The sequence below is a fragment of the Clostridium sp. AF28-12 genome (genome assembly GCF_003435225.1).
In the GTDB taxonomy this organism is placed as follows: domain Bacteria; phylum Bacillota; class Clostridia; order Lachnospirales; family Lachnospiraceae; genus Pilosibacter; species Pilosibacter fragilis.
Genome location: NZ_QWGJ01000007.1, coordinates 135,321 through 153,680, shown reverse-complemented (window position 1 = coordinate 153,680; position 18,360 = coordinate 135,321). Strand labels below are relative to the sequence as shown.

Genomic DNA, 18,360 nt, shown 5'->3' with positions numbered 1-18,360 from the left:
GCCCTGTCGCTCAAGGCGAGTATTATAATAACAAATCCCCACGGAAAAGTCAACACTTTTTTCCAGTTTTTTTAAAGTTTTTTCTTTTGTTTGTGCAATTACAACATATTGCGGTTCATAATCGTTTTGCACACAATATATGCAATTCGGTATTCAAGCCATCATTTGAGCAATTTCAAATTGCTCTTTTACACTATAAAAACAGGGATTGCAGCTCAACGTTTTCTCCTGCTGCAATCCCTATTATCAAACTATCTTGTCCTTTTTATATATGAATACCATATAAGTCCGCATACTTCTCTTTCATGTAGTCAAGAAATGGCACAGCGTCCAATGTTTTTCCTGTCAATCGCTTCAACATTTCTCCCGATGTATAACAGCACCCATACTGCCAGATATGTTCCTTCATCCACTTGTTCAGCCTGTCAAACTCTCCGTGGCGTATCTGCTCATACAAATCCGGAATTTCTGATAACAATGCTTTTCGAATCTGTCCATCATAAATATTTCCCAAAGCATAACTTTGGAAATATCCAATATAGTCTCCAGCCCAATGCATATCCTGTAAAATTCCTTCAGTATCGTTTTCAGGACAAACTCCCAGATATTTTTTATATTTATCATTCCATGCAATGTTCAGATCTTCCGTTCCTATTTTTCCGCTGAAATAATCGCGTTCCAGCTCATATCGCAAGATAACATGAAGGCTATATGTAACTTCATCTGCTCCAATTCTGCGCAGACTTGGACGGACTGTATTCATGGCACGATAAAATTCATCCATTTTTATATCTTTGAAGAATGGGAATGCTTTCTGAAATTGTGGATAATAAAACTCCCAGTATTCCCTACTTCTTCCCACGATATTTTCATAGAATCTGGCATTTGCTTCGTGAAAGCTGCCTTCTATTCCTCCCCACATGTTTGCTGCATTGACCTGGTCGTTTCCGCCGCTGGAAAACATTGCATGTCCCGCTTCATGAAGACAGGTGAAGATCAGATGTGGACTTCCGCTTCTCTGTGTTGATACGCGGGCATCCTGCGGTCCAAGAAATGACGTAAATCCGTGAATAACCTTGTCATTAAATCCACCCTTTCGCTGATCATATCCGGCTTCCGCTGCTAATCGTCTTCCAAATGCAGACATTTCATCCGGATCCTCTTCTCTGAGAAATATTTCTTCATTTACTCCAAGATCTGCTTTTGTAATCTTGTCAAGAATTTCTCCAATTCCCCGTTTTAATACATCGAATTCTCTGCTTACGTCTGCACTTTTCAAGCCTTCATCCACAGCTCCGATCATCGTGTCAAACGCAGGGGCATCCGGATCTATCGCCAGGGCAATCTTCTTTTTCAGATCAAATACCTGTTTCAGCCACGGTTCAAACACATGATAATCTTTCCGCTCCCGTGCATGTTTCCATGCCGACATCACATCCGCACGCAGAAGATTATACTGTTTCATCGTTTCTTCCGGCACACGGACAGCATTCCGGTACCTGCTTTTAAATGTCCGGATCAGTCCATGTTCTATTGGGTCCTCTATTTGTCCTTCATCTACATTTGCAAAATATTCAAAGGCCTTTTTCGCATCTTCTGTTTGAAACAGCCCCGCCTTCTGTGTCCCAACAAAAGCGCTCATCTGCTGGCGATACGCGCCTCCAAGCTCCGGAAGACCGGACCATTGATCCAGTTCAAACAGGGATTCTATACTTTTATAATAGCGAAAGCGGTCATTTACCGTCCGGATTATATCCATATATTCCTGATATCGCATATCTACTCTCCCCTTTCCTCTTTTTTCTCTGTTTTCAGATAATCCATTACCGCGACCGCTGCTGACACGGCAATCACAATCAACATATAATATGCACTTGCCACTTTTGTACAGTAGCAGAAGAACAGGCAGACTGCCAGTGGAATCAGATAGTGAAAGATTTCTTTTTTCCCTTTTATCACAGTCTGAGCCACAAGTCCTCCAAATAGCGCCGGAACTACATAGTCAAATGCAGGTTGGAGAACAGGTGCCTGGATAATCGGGGTAAGCGGTCCTGATACAACGACTCCGAGTGCAACAATCACTATAGATGTGATCACAGAAGCGCCGCAGGCAATAATTGCCAGCGTATGACACTCATCCGTATTCGGTTTGATTCCCAGTGCATTGATTGTGCCAATCGTAGCAGGCATTCTAAGATTGGTGACATTGCCGGTAATGTAAGAAAGGTATAATGCTCCTGGTCCCATAACCGACATATAGCCGATCGTTTCTGATGGAAGATATGGTGCCATAAATAAAACAACTGCAACAAATCCAGGCCATAGTTCTCCAAAGTCCGGCCAAATTCCGTAAATAAGACTGGCTGCTACCGGAAGCCCTATCATTGCCGCAAGAAGAAGGAGGCTTGTCGAAATTCCGAACTTATGGATCCATTTTTGATAATTGCTTTTCATTTTTCCAGCCCCCCTAAAAAATAACACAGGCTGCCGCCATTGCCGCAAGCATGCTGATCGTCATAATATAATCTGTGAGCCATTTTGCCTTTTCTACTTTGTTCGCAACGAGCATAAGAAATGCTCCTACAGCAAAGCTGATGCAGAATACAACGCCTTTCGTCGACATGGCGCTGAAACCATATGACACTGATACATAGGCCATAACACCTACCAGGCATCCGCTTCCAACTGCCAGAACAAGTTTAATATTGATCTTTTCTGCTTTTTCATAAAGCATCGAAATCGGTTTAATAGCAAATGCCGACCATAAAATACATACGCTTCCTCCAATCGTCATTACCCACAAGGCCGCGATCCATCCATTCGCGCTGTACCCGTTGATCTGGAATGTCTCTCCCAGGCACGATAACGCAGTTGTTGCTGCATATGTTTCATAATAAGCAGAGCCGATAACCGAAAGACGCAGCCACGGAAGCGGGATTCCCAGGAGTGGTGTGAGCGAAAACAACACCAGTAAAACCGGAAGTGTTGGCATGATACTGATCGTGATCCCTGTCTTTAAACCCTTTTTTAGCTGCGATTGTTTCAGACCGATCTCCATGCCGTGTTTCCATGCTTTGCTCATGAAGAGCATACATTGAGCTATTACCGCAAAGAGCAACAGTCCGACCCATATAAACAGCCATTTATCATTACATATCTCTGTATATTTCATTTCAAAATCTATTGCGTAACTTGCAACATTCCTTTCCTACATAAATACATATGCCCCTGGTCCAATTGGAAGATTTAATGTTACCCAAATCACCAGCTGAACGATCCATCCCAGCAAGAATGCAACTGAATACGGGAGCATCATGGAAATCAAGGATCCCATTCCAAAGTTTTTATCATATTTCTTAGCCATTGCGATCGCAATCGGAATATATGGATAGATCGGAGTGATCGCATTCGTTGTGGAATCTCCGATTCTGTATACAACCTGGGCAAATTCCGGGCTATATCCAAGCATCATCATCATTGGTACAAGAATCGGCGCAAAGATATACCATTTTGCTGTACCACTTGTCATAAACAGGTTAACCACACAGCACAGGAGAATAAAGAAGATCATTAACGGGATCCCTGTGAATCCTGCCGCCTGCAATGCACCCGCACTCTTGACCGCAATGATCATTCCCAGATTCGTGTAATTGAACATGTTGATAAACTGTGCGATTACAAATACCAGCACAATATATCCTGTGGTTCCCTCCAGCGACTTCGCCATGATCGTTGGCACATCACTGCTGCTTTTGATCGTTCCTGCTTTTAATCCGTAGATAATACCTACCAGAATAAAATAGATGATCAGGATCGCTACCAGTCCCGTAATCAAAGGTCCATTTAAAACAGAGCCGTCTTCACCCCTGAAAAAGCCGTTTTTCGGAACTGTAAGTATGGCAAGGAGAGCAATATAGGCGATGCTGAAAATGCCAGCCGCTCTCAGCGCGCCAGCCTGAATCGGTGTGATCTCCCCCGATGCATCGGCTGTCCCAGTCTCTCCATTTGCCGGATCATATTTGCCAAGACGCGGAACAATGAAATATTTGTTTACAACAACACCAACTGCGGTAAGCATGAACACGGAAACGATCATAAAATACCAGTTGGCAGTTGCATTAACTGTAATCGACGGATCTACAAGCTGCGCTGCCAGTTCAGTAACGCCGCAAAGGAGTACGTCTGTTCCTGATACGATCAGGCAGGCTGTGAATCCTGCATTTGTTGCCGCATAACCAGCCAGAAGTCCTGCGATCGGGTGCATTCCAACCGCCTGGAATGCTGCGGCTGCCAGTGCCGGAACAACAATGATTGCTGCCTCCGAAGCAATACTTCCATTAATTCCAAGGAATAACACGGTTGCAGTTAATGCCCAGAGTGGTACTCCAAGAATCGCTTTTCTCATAGCTGCAGTCAGTAATCCGACTCCTTCAGCAAATCCAATTGCCATCTGCATGGCAAGTACCAGACCAAGTGCTGAGAAGCCCTGAAAATTTTTTAGTAAATTTTCGAGCAGCCATACAATTCCATCTCTGCTGAAAATTGCTTTTGCCAGAACAGTTTCTCCAGTTGTCGGATTGATCACCTGAACTCCTGCCAGGCTGCACACCGTACTGATTCCAGCAAGAATCAGGCAGAGCCACAGGAACATAATATACGGATGCGGCAGCTTATTGCCGACCGTTTCGATCACATCCAGGATCTTTCCTCCTTTTTTCTTCTCCACAGTGTTGTTCATACAAACATCCTCCTCGTATTTTTAAAAAATGACTATAGTCATTTTTTATCTATGATACCCCTCCCGCTTGCGCTTGTCAACTATTTTATGACTTTGGTCATTTTATATTTTGCTCATATTTACAAAAAAAGCTGAGTACAGAATCTCTTTCTATACCCAGCTCCTCTTGTTATTCATTATTTAGACTCGATATTCTTACTTTCCCTGCGGATTGCGCGGCAAAACATCCTCGCAAAGTTTTCACATTCTTGTTTTAGAACAAACTCATCTCCCTGTATACACCACTCAAAAAAGATTCCCCTGATACAGGTGACAAATCGATTTGTCAGCACAATACTGTTTTCCTCTGCCGAAAAAATTCCCACATTCTGTCCTTCTTCAATTAATTCGTGCACAACCCGGTACAATGCACGCTTTGTATAAAGATCTCCATTTCCCTGTTCCATCAGCTGGTTACTATACAAGACCCGTATAACATCCCGCCCCATCACATTTTCCGTAAACTCACTGGAACTTTGGGTAATGACGAGAAGTCGCTCTTCAACTCCCATCTCCGGCAAGAAACCTGAAGCAACTTTGTCATAGTAATCATCATATGCTTTCAGCATGTAAATGAGAACATCCGCTTTTGTCTCAAAATAGATATAAAAGGTTCCTTTTGCCGTTCCTGCACACTTAACAATCTCATCTACAGAAACCTTGTCATATCCTTTGGTTCGGAATAATTCAATCGCACATTCATAAATATGCCGTTTGGTTTTTTCTCCTTTTTTCATGGCATTCCTCCGTTTAATCTACTCCCGTTACAGGACAGACTTTACCAGACCGACTACAAGGTAGGAAAGCATATTGTGGTCATACAGCCACGTCAGCCAGATACTTCCATTGATCTGGGTGATCATGCTCTTTCCGATCTCACTGCCTGAAAACAGGGTAAGGACCAGGGCGCCCACCCATATAAAGATCAATGCTTCCGCGAGTCCCAGAACCGCACCGGCGATCTTGTTAAGCCCATACAGGATCGGCAGTCTGGAGATCAGGTTCAGCCAGACTATGATGATATGAAGGAACGCATAGAATACTATAAACAGCACCGTAAATATGATCACGCGGATCACACGGTCTGCAAGGTATTTTCCCACATAGTCCTCAAAGATCTGGACGCCCATTTCCTGATATATTTCTCCGTTGTTATTCTCGATCAGAAGCTTTTTGATCTGGTCCGGGATCTCCAGGCTCTCTATGACCGCGCGTTCCCCGGCTTTTCCCGCGAGACCGGCTGTCTGAGCCATCTCTTCCATCTTCTCATCAAGGCCGCTGGCCTTCAAAGCACTCTCCTTCATCGTTTCGTATACAGCCGTATTATGTTCCAGCCAGGCTGCCGCCTGTGGAATCGCTACACGCGCTGCAAACAGCGTGATGAAAAGGGACATTGCGGAAACTGCTATTTTTATAAAACCTCTGTAATGACCGTAGAGCATCATCCCGATGAGATATACCGCTACAGCCACTTCCAGCCAGCGGCTGGATAGAATCTCCATTATTTCCATTATTACTCCTGTCACATATGTGCATAGTTCTTCCGTAAAACAGACAAAGCCTGGATGATCCAGATACCCCGCCGCGTCTATTACCTGAAAGTCCTCATATGCCCATCATTCCTGTTATATCTGAATTCCTGTAAAATGGCAGAGCGCCTTCGCGACACCTGCCTCATTGTTGGTCTTCGTGATATAATCTGCTGCCTCCTTTACGGATTCATGGCCATTTTCCATGGCAACGCCAATTCCAGCCATGCGGATCATGCTGAGGTCATTCTCCCCGTCTCCAAAGCCCATGGTGGACTCTCTGGCGATTCCCAGACGTGCGGCAAGACGGAGCAGCGCTCCGCCCTTATCAGCTCCCTCCGCGTTGATCTCGAGGTTATTCGGGATCGATGAGGACACAAGGATCCCCGGGAGCTTCGAGAGTTCCTCTCTCATCCGCTTTCTGGCATCCATGTCACGGAAGAACATGTTGATCTTCTCCGCGTCCTGTCCCCGCTCTTTTAAGTAAGCGATATTATCGGGAACCGTGTCCCTGGTTCTGCGCACCAGCTCCGCCAGTCCCTCCGATGAGACATATTTATATACATCATTGTAGAACTCCGGCATGGTGTAGCCGATTCCGCCCACATATACATCATACATGATCTCATCCGGACTTGTCCGGGCCATCATCATGATCTTTTCTGCCAGAGCCACCGGGATCCGGCAGGAGTCGATGATCTCGTTTTTCGCAAGGTCTACCACCTGTGCCCCGTTCGTGAGGATCGCATAGTGTACGCCCGGCAGATTCCGAAGCTCATCCGGCAGTCCGCGCATCGTGCGGCCTGTCGCCGGGACGATCTCGATCCCCTGTGCCGCGCATGCGCGGAAAGCGCGCAGGTTCTCCTCCGGGATCCCTTTTTCGTCATCAAGCAGCGTTCCATCCATGTCCGCCGCGATCAGCCTGATCTCCATATCTTTTCTCCTATAAGAAATCTAGCGCACATGCAAAACATTGTTTACGGCGATACTCCGGAATTGAAAATATCTATTGCAAAAGGGCCGCATGCGCATTAGTTTTGTCTGTGTTCAGCAAACATTAGTTCGTGTGTATTGGTGAAAAATTTGCGCACCCACTCATCGCAAAAACAATGAGCTTATGGTGCGCATATATTCAGTTCCTATAAGCATGTCACGGAATTCCTGTGTGCCGTCTGAGCTTGCCCAGAACAGTGCGCAGGGATCCCATCACACTCTTTATCAGTCAAAGAAATCCTTTTCATGAAGGATCAGAAGACCTTCTTTTGTATAAGTCGGAGAGAAAAGTCCCGAGATCTTCTTTCCAAGAGACTTTTTCTCTGCCTTATCAGCAGCTTCCTCGATCAGATCTACGGCTGCTGCCTTTGTCAGGTGGACTTCATCCTCCTCCATCATCTCGATGCGCTCATAGAGGGCGAGAAGGCTCTTTCCGGTGATGCTGCAATCGATCTCCGTCGCATACTTGCACGCGTACTGGGCGAACTCATCCGGATCCATCTCTTCTTTGTCATCGTAGTCTTCCGGAACAACTTCCTCTTCCGCTGCGGACGCAGCCTCCTCCGGGAGTTCCGGCTCTTCTTCAGTCACTGGCGCCTTTTTCTGAGGTTTCTCCTGCTTTGCGAAGAGTTTTGCCTTCTTCGGCGGTACGTATTCCTCTGGCTCCGGTTCTTCCTCGTCCTCTTCATCTGTTTCCGGCTCGGATGATTCTTCCAGGATGTCCGTTTCCTCTTTCTCGTACTCCGGTTCTTCCTGCAGTGCTTCAGCGTCTTCCTGTTCCGGCTCCTCTTCTGTCTCCTGCTCCGCGTTTACCACATCACGGGCGATCTGTTCCTGCTTTTCTGTGGAGCGCTTCAGCGCAGCTTCCATCTCGGTATCTGCCTCTTTCTGCGCAGACGCGTTCTCATCGCTTCCGATATACTGGAACTTGCTTGCAAGGGATGTATTATGGGCATGGAGTGCCTCAAGGTTTTCCGGTGTATCGATCAGGACAACGATCATTCCGGAGCGGTCTTTCTCCATCAGATCATCCAGTTCGTTCTGGACAGCATCAGTGAGTCCTGCCGCATGCTGGATGATCAGGTCTTTTCCTGCCAGCATATCGGCTACCGCGCTGATTCCTCGTTTATTTAACTTTTCACTGCTGATCTTTGCAACCGGATTCTTGATGCCGAGCTCACGGTGGATCTCCTTTAAGGAGTTGACAGCCATGGAAAGCCCTTCCTCGTCCGTCTCCGCCTCGATCATCAGGTTGTTGGTATCGAGCATATCATCCAGGGATTCCAGTTCCAGATCTTCCTCGTTGTCATCCTCTTCCGGAGCCGGAATATTGCGGACCTGGTTTCTGCGTGCGCGCTCTCTGTCGATCTCCGCCTGTTTTTTCGCACGGCGTTCTTCTTCCTCGCGTCTCGCAGCTTCCCGCTCTTCCTCAGCACGGCGGAGAGCTTCCTCTTCCATCTCTTCCCGCTCTTTTGCGGCGCGGATCGCCAGCTTCTGGCGCTCGATCTCACGCTCTTCCCCGGTCGGGATCGTGTTTTCTTCCTCCTGTACTTCCGGTGCAGCCGCCTGTCCGCCTCTGCGGACCTGGCTTAAGTCAGCGATGGTTCTTGTGGCACCCATGTCATCGTCTTCCTCGACAACAGCAGTCCGTCCCTCTTCCTCAGAGAGTCTGGACATCTCGTCTGCCAGCTTTTTCGCCTGGGCATCCTCATGAATCTGCATGGCAACCTGCTTGGAAGCTTCGGAATCCGGGATTCCCTCATCATAATCATCCAGCTCCGGGGCATTTCCGCTGTACTCTTCCTCAACAGCGCGCAGCTTTGCCTCGTATTTGTCCCTGTTTTCCACAAGGTCCATCTGGTATTTGTTCAGCGGCGCGTACTGGAGCTTCAGATCCATTGCCTTATCCACATATTTGCCGAGACCAAATAAGAGCATGATGCGGTCACATGTGGCTACACACTTGTCCTCGATCCCGGCTTTGTGGTAGAGGTCAGCCAGTTCGTAGAGCCATTTTTCATCCACCTCGGATGCTGTATACACTTCCAACGCGCGGATCAGCTGATCCACCGGCGCTTTCTTCGCTTTTAAGATCTTGTAGCGGAGCAGATACTGGCGCGGATCATCCTGCGCGAGATCACAAAATTCTCTGTAGTATGCCTCCGCTTCGGCGGTACTTCCGTCCTTTAAGGCGAGATCCGCCAACTTATAGAGCAGGCGCTTTCCTACCGGCGCGCGCTCGAATGCCAGGAGCAGAATATCCTTCGCCTCCTGGTACTCTTCATTTTTCTCATAGATCTGAGCGATCATGGACAGCAGGCTTGCGTTGCGGACACGGTGCCAGTCAATGGTATCTGCGATCTTCATCGCAGTTCCGTAGTCTCCGCGGCTGACCATCTTTTTGATCTGCTCAACTTTAATATTAAACTCGTATTTATCCATTTCTTTCGCATCTCCTGAAACCGCCCAGCTGTCCAGCTGCCGGTTTTATAACTCCACCCGGCCTTCTAACGCCCGAAGAAGTGTGACTTCGTCAATATATTCCAGATCGCCGCCGACCGGAACGCCGCTGGCGATCCTCGTCACCTTGATCCCTGTCGGTTTGATCAGTTTACTTATGTACATTGCGGTCGTCTCACCCTCAAGGCTTGAGTTTGTGGCGATAATGACTTCCTTTACTTCCTCTGTCTGAAGACGCATCATCAACTCTTTTAATTTGATATCTCCCGGGCCGATTCCAAGCATCGGGGAGATCGCGCCGTGAAGCACATGGTACACCCCGTCGAATTTGCCCGTTTTCTCGTACGCCGCCAGATCGCGCGGGTTCTCCACGACCATGATCACGCTGTGGTCCCTCGTCTGACTCCGGCAGATCGGGCAGAGTTCCTGATCCGTCAAGGTAAAGCACTCCTTACAGTAATGAACATTGTGCTTCGCGTCGCGGATCGAGCTGGAGAGACGTTCTACCTGTTCCTCCGGCATGTTGATGATATGGAATGCCAGACGCTGGGCTGTCTTGTTTCCGATCCCCGGAAGCTTCGACAGCTCCTCGATCAATTTTGATATCTGACTGCTGTAGTAATCCATAATTAGAAGGAAAGTCCTCCCAGGTTTCCGAGACCGCCTGTGAGCTCAGACATCACTGCGCTGGATTCAGCTTCCATCTGGTGGAAGGCCTCGTTTGTAGCGGCAACGATAAGGTCCTCAAGCATCTCAACGTCATCCGGATCTACCGCCTCCGGTGAGATCTTTACAGCGACAACTTCTTTTTTACCGGATACGGTAACGGATACAGCTCCGCCGCCTGCTGTTGCTGTGTACTGCTTCTCCTCAAGCTCTTTTGTCTTCTCTTCCATCTGGCGCTGCATTCTCTGCGCCTGTTTCATAAGATTTGTCATATTGCCCGGCATACCGCCCGGGAAACCGCCACGTCTTGCCATGGTGTAATTCCTCCTGAATATTCATTATTTTCTATGTGGCTGTCTTACAGCCATTTTTCACTCCCGTCAGGCGGGAGTAACGGGTCCTGCTTTCAGCTTTCGACCCGGATATTTTATTATTAATCGCAGCATGCTGCTGCGGCTAATCTTCGATCGTGATATCCATATGGATGTTTTCCCTCAGCTCATCATCGCTGATGTAGCGTGTATCCATCCGTTCCCCGCTCTCCCGGACACGGGATTTAAAATACAGGGATTTTCCGTATTTCTGTTCCACATACCGTTCCAGGTCCCCGAGAACACTCGGGCGGCTTCCGATGGCAAAGTTCATCGGATCATTGAATACGATGCAGAGACAGCTGTCGCCCGCCGGTTCCACAACCGTCTCCCGGAAACTGGGGCGGATGGACATGCCCATATCACGGACGATCTTTCCCCACTCGTTGCGGATCATGTTGAGATCTTCCAGCTGGGCTTTCGGCAGGGATACGGTCCTCGGCTCATAATTCTGGCCCGCACCTTGCTGGTTCTGCATATCTGCCGGATTCTGTGCCGGCTGCCCTGAGGGGACCATGCCGTTTCCCGGCGCACCAGCGCCGCTGTAGACCGGCTGCGCGTATGCCTGCGGCGGGATCTGCTGCCCGGCATTTATCATGGGCTCGCCGTCCATTCCGGCAGTCTGTACCGGAACATAACCGCCCGCGGACATTTCCTCCACCATGCGCTCCAGCTTCTCCAGCCGTTCCAGAACAGAATCCATGCTCTGTTCCATCTCCGGCTTTGTGAGTTTGATGAACGCGAGTTCGATCAGCACACGTTTCTGGTTCGCGAAGCGGATCTGGTTCGACAATTCTGAGAACACGCGGATATACCGCATCAATGTATTCTCATCTACAAGCGCCGCATCTTCCCGCAGCTGTGTCAGATTATCCTCTGACATATCTAAAAGGTCTTCCGCGTCATCTGCTGTCCTTAAAAGCAGCAGATTGCGGAGGAACCAGATAAAATCCACTACAAACTGGGACAGTTCCCGGCCCTGGACTACCATCTCCTCGAGTTTCAGGATGCAGTCCTTTGTCCGGTTCTCCCGGATCGCATGGAACAGGTCCCGGAATACGCTGTTGTCCACAGCGCCGAGAACATCCAGCACATGCTCATAGGTCAGTGTCTCACCGAAGTGGAACGCCGCGCACTGGTCCAGGAGACTCAATGCGTCTCGCATGGAGCCGTCTCCGGCTTTTGCCACATAGCGGAGCGCTTTGTCCTCCACCGGCATGTTTTCCGCTTCCGTAAGTTCTTTTAACCGGGCCGTGATCGTGTCCAGCGTGATGCGCCGGAAATCATATCTCTGGCATCTGGAAAGCACCGTGATCGGGATCTTATGAACCTCCGTGGTCGCAAGGATAAAGATCACATAGGACGGCGGCTCCTCAAGCGTCTTTAACAGGGCATTGAACGCGCCTGTGGACAGCATATGAACCTCGTCGATGATGTATACACGATATTTTCCTTCCGTCGGCGGGTACTGGACCTGTTCCCGGATCTCACGGATATTCTCAACGCCGTTGTTGGACGCAGCATCGATCTCTACCACATTTAAAGATGTTCCAGCTAAGATCTGCTTACAGCTTGGACATTCCCCACAGGGGCTTCCGTCCACCGGGTGTTCACAGTTTACCGCCCGGGCCAGGATCTTTGCCACCGTCGTTTTACCTGTTCCGCGGGTTCCGCAGAAGAGATAGGCGTGACCGATCCTGCCGGAACCGATCTGATTCTGTAAGGTTTTAACGATATGGTCCTGGCCTTTTACATCCGCGAATACCTGCGGACGCCATTTCCTGTATAACGCTTGATATGACATTCTCTATCAGTCTCCGAAACTGATTCCGATAAGCTTAGCCTCTTTTACAATATCAGACTGCGGATCCACATATTTCAGTTTTCCGGCAGATTCTGCCAGCGGGATATCCGTGATCACATTGTTTTTTACAACGACCAGCTTGCCGAATTCATTATTTTTGATCATGTCGGCCGCATGCGCGCCGATTCTTGTCGAGAGCACGCGGTCATATGGGACCGGGGTTCCACCGCGCTGCATATGGCCCGGAACCGTCACGCGGATCTCCTGGCCTGTCATCTCCTGGATCTTCGCGCCGATCTCATATGCAACGGATTGGTATTTTGTGGCGCGTTCTTCCAGATATTTCTTATATTCTTTCTTGGAAAGGGCTGCCTGCTCTTTTGAGATTGCGCCCTCTGCCACCGCGAGGATCGAGAAGCGGCTTCCATTTTTTGTGCGCTCTTTGATCTTCTTTACGACCTTGTTTAAGTCATACGGGATCTCCGGGATCAGGATGATATCCGCGCCACCGGCAATTCCCGCGTGAAGGGTGAGCCAGCCGACCTTATGTCCCATGACTTCCACGATGAAAACACGTCCATGGGAGGACGCGGTGGTGTGAATGCAGTCGATGGCGTTTGTGGCGATATCCACAGCGCTCTGGAATCCGAAAGTCATGTCCGTTCCCCAGAGGTCGTTATCGATGGTCTTCGGGAGACCGATCACATTGAGTCCTTCCTGGCTTAAGAGGTTCGCAGTTTTCTGGCTTCCGTTTCCGCCCAGGACCACAAGTGCATCCAACTTCAATTTATAGTAGGTGTGCTTCATGAGCTCCACCTTGTCAAGTCCGTTCTCGTCCGGCACACGCATCAGCTTGAACGGCTGTCTGGAGGTACCGAGCATCGTTCCGCCTTTTGTGAGGACACCTGAAAAATCTGACTGTTTCATCATCAGGTAGTTTGCGTACATCAGACCTTTATAGCCGTCTTCAAATCCGATAATTTCCACTTCATCTTTGTAGATCTGGTACAGACCTTTCGCGACTCCGCGCATCGTTGCGTTTAACGCCTGGCAGTCGCCGCCGCTCGTAAGGAATCCAACTCTCTTCATCGTCTTGTCCTTTCTCCGATTTCTTTCAGTCGAAATATGAATGCATGTATCCAAGATAAGATTATAATACAAAGAAAAGAGAGGGGCAAGGAAAAAATCTTTGTACGGAATTTTCAGTTCAGAAAATGTTACTGTACACGGGTAGGAATAACTTGCTATATCTCTCTTTTCTTACGGTAATATTATGGCCGCTTCAAGTGGATCGGATTCGGGATCTCCGCGTGATTGTTCGCCGAGATCGAGTCGCGCATCATTCCGTCGAGCTGGCGGAACTCAGTGCTGGGATCCATATAGCGGACCCAGAGTCCGTAGCCGAACTCATTTTTCTTCTCCGAGTAGCTGATCGGCACACCGGCATAGTAGTCTTTATACAGATCCGTATAAAAATCGACCATGACTTCCCTTAATTCTTTCGGAACATCTTCCAGCTTCCGGGCTATCTGGTTTTTGAGGACCGTCTGCAGATAATTTTCTGTGTAGGACGAGAAGTCGAGAAGATTCTCATCGGTCTCCCCATTCGCAGCCGCCCAGCTGGAAACATTCACAATCTTCGCCAGATAGTCGATGCTGCCGTCCGTATTTAATGTCACTGTTCCGTACTGGCACGGCGGCAGGATCAGGGAATTGCTGACGATCTCCCATATTCCGTATGTATCTGAATCCATTCCCGGCTCCGTCAGGTGTTTCATGACCTTCTGTGTATGAAGATGGCCGCTGAAGTACACCGGTGTCAGATAGCGCTCAAAGAGTTCCAGAACCTCGTCACAGTTTTCGATCACGCACTCTTCCACATAGACACGGCTAAGGCGCTGGAGGTTGTGATGTCCTACAGGGATCACCGTGATTCCCTCGGCGTACGCCTCCTTCAGGCATTCTTCCATCCACTCGAGCGTGCCCTCTTTGATCTCGCCGTAGACCTCATTTTCCGGCTCGCAGACCGTTGTGTCCAGCATCATGAGCCAGGTGGTATCGTTTAACTCCACCAGGTAACTTAAGGAATCCGGTGCCCCGCTCTTCGCTTCGTTATAGCCGAAGTCCGCGTAGATCTCCCGGAATTCTTCCGATGTCACACTCTCCACATCGGTTCTCTGATCCCCGAAGTATTCTCCGGCGTCTGGCTTATTGATATCGTGGTTTCCGGGGATCACATAGACCGGAACTCCCGCTTCTTCGATCTCATGGAGCTTTTCGGAAAATTCCAGGTGGTTTGCCTTTTCACCGTTTAAGCTCAGGTCTCCGCTTAAGATCAGGGCGTCAGGGTTGGCTGCGAGGACTTCCGATTTAAACGCCTGCCATAACTGTGGCTGATAGCGGATCACTTTTCCATCATTGCTATTTACGAGACTGTCAAACGCCGCGCCGTAATCCGTCATGGATGGTGACATATAGTGCGTGTCAGAGGCAATGATCAGATGAGTCTCCACCTTTTCACGGTCCACCGGGTCTCCGGGACCTTCCGTCTCCTCCTCAGTCGTTTCTTCTGTCTCGGTCTCAGATTCTGTTTCCGTCTCTGTGGGCGTTTCTGATTCTGTCTCCGTTGTTGATTCTGTCTCTTCTGTGGCACTCTCTTTCGTCTGCTCCGGGGCATGATCCCGCACCGCGGGCAGGATAAAGATCACTCCGGCCAATAAAAAAAGAAGCGCCAGCAATAACAGAAATTTCTTTCTCATTAGCTGTCACCTCTTAAACTTTCCTTTTTTGTCCGCACGTTCTGCTTTGAATACGTCTCATGAACGTTACCCTGGCAGCCAGCTCGGTCCCGGCTCCCTCGCGGCACATGGAAGGTTCTCTTTAATGCTGCTGCATTCCTGCCCTGACATGGTTCAGAGAGTCCCATTGCGCGAGACCAAAACGTCAGCACCGCTTACCCGGGGCAGCTTCACAAGGAAGTACCCGAGGCAGAACAACACCCCTGCTGTAGCGGATTGCAGGTACAGGGCACCGCTATCTCCCCGGCTGTGCGGACCAGTTAAGTATACATGGATGGGAGCATTTTGTCAAGTTTGGAAAAATTGCGTGTATCCAATGTAAAGTATTTATTTTTGCTGAAATAAAGGCATTTTTGCGATCGGAAATGTCTGGTTCTCCAGCGGTGCATGCCAGATTCCGTACCAGATGTCTTCCAGCTTGTCACCGTCCGCTGCCAGGAAGCCGTAGACCTCGCTGTCAAACTCCGGGATCGCCACCGGGCCGTACAGCAGTGTGCTGCCATATTCGTTGTAGATATCCGATGCCATCTGATTCAGACGGTCGTCCGTCAGATATGCATCCTTGAAGCTGCCGTTTTCTTTATTCTCTCTGAGGATCTTGCAGACTTTTTCCGGAAGCTCCGTCACATCTCCATAGGTGTTGGAGTAGAGGTACATCGGATTCTTTTCCTTCATATACGCCTTCGGTGCCACCACGCAGCCATCCGCGCTTCCGAGAACTTCCGTATACTCATCGCCCTGTGTCACGATGGGACCAGACTCTTCCAGGGTGTAGGCTGCCACCGGCTCCATTGTCGCAGAATCATCGGAGCCATTTATGTCGAAAGCAATATATCCGAAGGAGCCGTGGAGGGAGATCCTGTCGATACTCACATAGTCGAGCTCCACTACCTGACCATAGGGCTGTTTTTTTGCGGTCTCGAGGTCCAAAATTGCGGCCTTTGTTCCTTCATCGGCGGAATTGTCAAGTTTACCGGCAAGAAAAATCGATGTCGGTCCGTCCGCACCGCCGATAATACATACTGATGCCGCCACCTGAGTTTTATTTTTCTTCCATATATAAAATGCCATCGCGGCAGCTCCTGAGAGAATCAGGATGCCTGCTGCCGCCAAAATTTTCTTTTTATTATTCATTGTTTCCCCACCTTTTATTTTACTCGTCGTGTTATCGGGCAGAACCGCTTGTTCCCCAGCTGATTATATGGTCTATATTACCACATACTTTTTACTCCCATATATAAATTCCCTTAACATTTCCTGTCTATTTTCTTCCCGTCTTACAACAGCCTTTTAACATGGTCACACTTCACTACATGTTCTTGCACTTCATGTACATCCAGTATATACTTGAACCGAAAATTATAGCTGTGGGAAAGACATAACGCATAATGCTCACAGCAGATCACCAAATCACAAATGGGAAAGGGTTCTGTATTATGAACAACAAGGGATTGATCAAAGAAATTTTTGTCATGACCCTGGCTGACGCAATCACGGCCATAGCGGTTTTCTTTTTTCTGGTACCAAGCCACACATCGATCAGCAGTATTTCCGGTCTCGGAATTATTCTGACCCACTTTATCCCGCTTCCGCTTTCTGTGATCACGATGGCGCTCAACATCCTCCTACTGATCATCGGATTTATTTTCTGCGGTAAGGAGTTCGGCGCAAAAACTGTATACACGAGTGTCATGTTGCCGGTCTTCTTAGGTATTTTCGAGAAAATCTTCCCGGATTTTACGTCCCTCACCGGAAGTCAGGAGCTGGATGCGGTCTGCTATGTGCTGGTAGTCAGCATCGGTCTCGCGATGCTTTTTAACATGAATGCATCATCCGGTGGACTGGACATCGTTGCAAAGATCATGAACAAGTACCTGCATATGGATCTCGGAAAGGCAATGTCTCTCTCCGGCATGTGCGTGGCGCTTTCTTCCGCGTTCGTGTATGACAAAAAGACCGTCGTGCTCAGTGTACTCGGTACATATGTGAACGGAATCGTCCTCGATTACTTTATTTTTGACCAGAATGTCAAGAGACGTGTCTGCATTATCACGAAGAAAGAGGAAGAACTCCGCGAGTTCATTATTAACAATCTGCACAGCGGCGCAACGATCTATGAAGCGATCGGTGCGTATAATTTTGAGAAACACAATGAGATCATTACGATCGTGGATAAGCGTGAGTATCAGGCGCTGATGAACTATATCAGTTCCAGTGATCCGGAGGCATTTATCACGGTGTATAAGGTTTCGGATATCCGGTACCGGCCGAAGAAGATCAGTGCGTGATAGAATCAGCACTCTTCTTGGCCTTGGACACTTCTATCGTTTGCTTCTTCCGCTTTCCTTCCTCCCGCAGTGCCTTAAAGAAATCCTTCAGCATCTGTGAGCATTCCTCTCCCAACAGTCCTACTTCCGTCTCCACCTGGTGGTTGAATCCGTCCTCGTGGAGCATGTCGAGCACAGATCCGGCACAACCGGCTTTTGGGTTCATGCAGCCGATCACCACCTTCGGAATTCTCGCCTGAACGATGGCTCCGGCGCACATCGGACATGGCTCCAAGGTCACGTACATCGTACAGTCCTCTAATCTCCAATCGCCGAGAATGCGGCAGGCCTTCCGCATCGCGATGATCTCCGCGTGGGCCAGTACGTTTTTATCTACCGTCCGGCGGTTATATCCTCTCGCGATGATCCTTCCGTCATAGACAATCACGCAGCCGATGGGCACTTCCTTAAGCGCAGCCGCCTTTTTCGCCTGACGGATCGCTTCTTTCATATAATGTTCTTCTATCGTCATCTTTCTCATACGTTTCTCCAAATTCATTTCAAATACTCCTGCCTCTTATTTTACCGTATTTTTGATTTCTGGCAAGAGAAAATCACCCGATGTCCGGTCTTCTTCCCTTTTTCATGTGCAGAATGTCTAATAAATATCAATCTCGATTACAGCTTCTGTTTGA

General features: G+C 48.7%; 17 protein-coding genes and 1 other RNA gene. 2 read left to right on the top strand and 16 right to left on the bottom strand.

Translation table 11 applies throughout. The annotated features are described in order from the left end of the window. A partial coding sequence (locus tag DWY93_RS17290) for a hypothetical protein (protein ID WP_207658693.1) occupies nt 1–275 on the top strand: 275 nt, incomplete at its 5' end. On the opposite strand, the gene DWY93_RS08360 is transcribed toward DWY93_RS17290, so the two are convergent. From DWY93_RS08360 to DWY93_RS17160, 15 genes are all read right to left on the bottom strand, one after another. After that, nucleotides 266–1,759 carry a carboxypeptidase M32 gene (locus DWY93_RS08360; protein ID WP_242990568.1) on the bottom strand — a complete coding sequence of 498 codons (1,494 nt, stop codon included), beginning with the start codon at nt 1,757–1,759 and terminating at the stop codon, nt 266–268. The two genes, DWY93_RS17290 and DWY93_RS08360, sit on opposite strands and share 10 nt — an antisense overlap. A gap of 20 nt (nt 1,760–1,779) precedes the next feature. Then, nucleotides 1,780–2,454, bottom strand: coding sequence for a hypothetical protein (locus DWY93_RS08355; protein WP_021903991.1), 675 nt, complete (start codon nt 2,452–2,454; stop codon nt 1,780–1,782). A 13-nt stretch (nt 2,455–2,467) separates the two neighbouring features. After that, nucleotides 2,468–3,172 carry a DUF5058 family protein gene (locus DWY93_RS08350; RefSeq protein WP_117470017.1) on the bottom strand — a complete coding sequence of 235 codons (705 nt, stop codon included), beginning with the start codon at nt 3,170–3,172 and terminating at the stop codon, nt 2,468–2,470. A 36-nt stretch (nt 3,173–3,208) separates the two neighbouring features. Then, nucleotides 3,209–4,738 (bottom strand): AbgT family transporter, encoded by a 1,530-nt coding sequence (locus tag DWY93_RS08345; protein ID WP_117470016.1) that lies wholly within the window; start codon nt 4,736–4,738, stop codon nt 3,209–3,211. A 176-nt stretch (nt 4,739–4,914) separates the two neighbouring features. Next, entirely contained in the window at nt 4,915–5,514 is a 600-nt protein-coding gene (locus tag DWY93_RS08340) for a TetR/AcrR family transcriptional regulator (RefSeq protein ID WP_117470015.1), read from the bottom strand. A 27-nt stretch (nt 5,515–5,541) separates the two neighbouring features. Further along, nucleotides 5,542–6,288 carry a CvpA family protein gene (locus DWY93_RS08335; RefSeq protein WP_242990566.1) on the bottom strand — a complete coding sequence of 249 codons (747 nt, stop codon included), beginning with the start codon at nt 6,286–6,288 and terminating at the stop codon, nt 5,542–5,544. A gap of 114 nt (nt 6,289–6,402) precedes the next feature. Then, nucleotides 6,403–7,239 carry an HAD family hydrolase gene (locus tag DWY93_RS08330; protein ID WP_117470013.1) on the bottom strand — a complete coding sequence of 279 codons (837 nt, stop codon included), beginning with the start codon at nt 7,237–7,239 and terminating at the stop codon, nt 6,403–6,405. Nucleotides 7,240–7,524: 285 nt separating this feature from the next. Continuing rightward, nucleotides 7,525–9,741: a tetratricopeptide repeat protein gene (locus DWY93_RS08325; protein WP_117470012.1), complete on the bottom strand. Its 2,217-nt coding sequence runs from the start codon at nt 9,739–9,741 to the stop codon at nt 7,525–7,527. Between the two features lie 45 nt (nt 9,742–9,786). Then, nucleotides 9,787–10,386: a recombination mediator RecR gene (recR, locus tag DWY93_RS08320; protein ID WP_015554029.1), complete on the bottom strand. Its 600-nt coding sequence runs from the start codon at nt 10,384–10,386 to the stop codon at nt 9,787–9,789. A 2-nt stretch (nt 10,387–10,388) separates the two neighbouring features. Then, complete coding sequence (locus tag DWY93_RS08315; protein ID WP_021903984.1) at nt 10,389–10,739, bottom strand: YbaB/EbfC family nucleoid-associated protein; 351 nt, start codon at nt 10,737–10,739, stop codon at nt 10,389–10,391. A 142-nt stretch (nt 10,740–10,881) separates the two neighbouring features. After that, nucleotides 10,882–12,600 carry a DNA polymerase III subunit gamma/tau gene (gene dnaX, locus DWY93_RS08310; RefSeq protein WP_117470011.1) on the bottom strand — a complete coding sequence of 573 codons (1,719 nt, stop codon included), beginning with the start codon at nt 12,598–12,600 and terminating at the stop codon, nt 10,882–10,884. A 6-nt stretch (nt 12,601–12,606) separates the two neighbouring features. Beyond that, on the bottom strand, nt 12,607–13,689 hold the full coding sequence (locus DWY93_RS08305) for an ATP-dependent 6-phosphofructokinase (protein WP_117470010.1): 1,083 nt from the start codon (nt 13,687–13,689) through the stop codon (nt 12,607–12,609). 182 nt (nt 13,690–13,871) lie between these two features. After that, nucleotides 13,872–15,359 carry a metallophosphoesterase gene (locus tag DWY93_RS08300; protein ID WP_117470009.1) on the bottom strand — a complete coding sequence of 496 codons (1,488 nt, stop codon included), beginning with the start codon at nt 15,357–15,359 and terminating at the stop codon, nt 13,872–13,874. Between the two features lie 32 nt (nt 15,360–15,391). Further along, an RNA gene (gene ffs, locus DWY93_RS08295) (signal recognition particle sRNA large type) lies at nt 15,392–15,653 on the bottom strand. Nucleotides 15,654–15,725: 72 nt separating this feature from the next. Beyond that, nucleotides 15,726–16,532, bottom strand: coding sequence for a hypothetical protein (locus tag DWY93_RS17160; RefSeq protein WP_117470008.1), 807 nt, complete (start codon nt 16,530–16,532; stop codon nt 15,726–15,728). Nucleotides 16,533–16,834: 302 nt separating this feature from the next. On the opposite strand from DWY93_RS17160, the gene DWY93_RS08285 reads away from it, so the two are divergent. Then, nucleotides 16,835–17,686, top strand: coding sequence for a YitT family protein (locus DWY93_RS08285; RefSeq protein ID WP_117470007.1), 852 nt, complete (start codon nt 16,835–16,837; stop codon nt 17,684–17,686). On the opposite strand, the gene tadA is transcribed toward DWY93_RS08285, so the two are convergent. Continuing rightward, nucleotides 17,676–18,197 (bottom strand): tRNA adenosine(34) deaminase TadA, encoded by a 522-nt coding sequence (gene tadA / locus DWY93_RS08280; protein ID WP_207658695.1) that lies wholly within the window; start codon nt 18,195–18,197, stop codon nt 17,676–17,678. The genes DWY93_RS08285 and tadA overlap by 11 nt on opposite strands. Nucleotides 18,198–18,360 lie beyond the last annotated feature (163 nt).

Bases quoted from the DNA above. Each gene is read 5' to 3' on its own strand.
- DWY93_RS08345 (WP_117470016.1), bottom strand. From the start codon at position 4,738: ATGAACAACACTGTGGAGAAGAAAAAAGGAGGAAAGATCCTGGATGTG.
- DWY93_RS08355 (WP_021903991.1), bottom strand. From the start codon at position 2,454: ATGAAAAGCAATTATCAAAAATGGATCCATAAGTTCGGAATTTCGACA.
- recR (WP_015554029.1), bottom strand. From the start codon at position 10,386: ATGGATTACTACAGCAGTCAGATATCAAAATTGATCGAGGAGCTGTCG.
- DWY93_RS08300 (WP_117470009.1), bottom strand. From the start codon at position 15,359: ATGAGAAAGAAATTTCTGTTATTGCTGGCGCTTCTTTTTTTATTGGCC.
- DWY93_RS08325 (WP_117470012.1), bottom strand. From the start codon at position 9,741: ATGGATAAATACGAGTTTAATATTAAAGTTGAGCAGATCAAAAAGATG.
- DWY93_RS08350 (WP_117470017.1), bottom strand. From the start codon at position 3,172: ATGAAATATACAGAGATATGTAATGATAAATGGCTGTTTATATGGGTC.
- DWY93_RS08285 (WP_117470007.1), top strand. From the start codon at position 16,835: ATGAACAACAAGGGATTGATCAAAGAAATTTTTGTCATGACCCTGGCT.
- DWY93_RS08340 (WP_117470015.1), bottom strand. From the start codon at position 5,514: ATGAAAAAAGGAGAAAAAACCAAACGGCATATTTATGAATGTGCGATT.
- DWY93_RS08315 (WP_021903984.1), bottom strand. From the start codon at position 10,739: ATGGCAAGACGTGGCGGTTTCCCGGGCGGTATGCCGGGCAATATGACA.
- DWY93_RS08330 (WP_117470013.1), bottom strand. From the start codon at position 7,239: ATGGAGATCAGGCTGATCGCGGCGGACATGGATGGAACGCTGCTTGAT.
- DWY93_RS08360 (WP_242990568.1), bottom strand. From the start codon at position 1,759: ATGGATATAATCCGGACGGTAAATGACCGCTTTCGCTATTATAAAAGT.
- DWY93_RS17160 (WP_117470008.1), bottom strand. From the start codon at position 16,532: ATGAATAATAAAAAGAAAATTTTGGCGGCAGCAGGCATCCTGATTCTC.
- dnaX (WP_117470011.1), bottom strand. From the start codon at position 12,600: ATGTCATATCAAGCGTTATACAGGAAATGGCGTCCGCAGGTATTCGCG.
- tadA (WP_207658695.1), bottom strand. From the start codon at position 18,197: ATGACGATAGAAGAACATTATATGAAAGAAGCGATCCGTCAGGCGAAA.
- DWY93_RS08335 (WP_242990566.1), bottom strand. From the start codon at position 6,288: ATGGAAATAATGGAGATTCTATCCAGCCGCTGGCTGGAAGTGGCTGTA.
- DWY93_RS08305 (WP_117470010.1), bottom strand. From the start codon at position 13,689: ATGAAGAGAGTTGGATTCCTTACGAGCGGCGGCGACTGCCAGGCGTTA.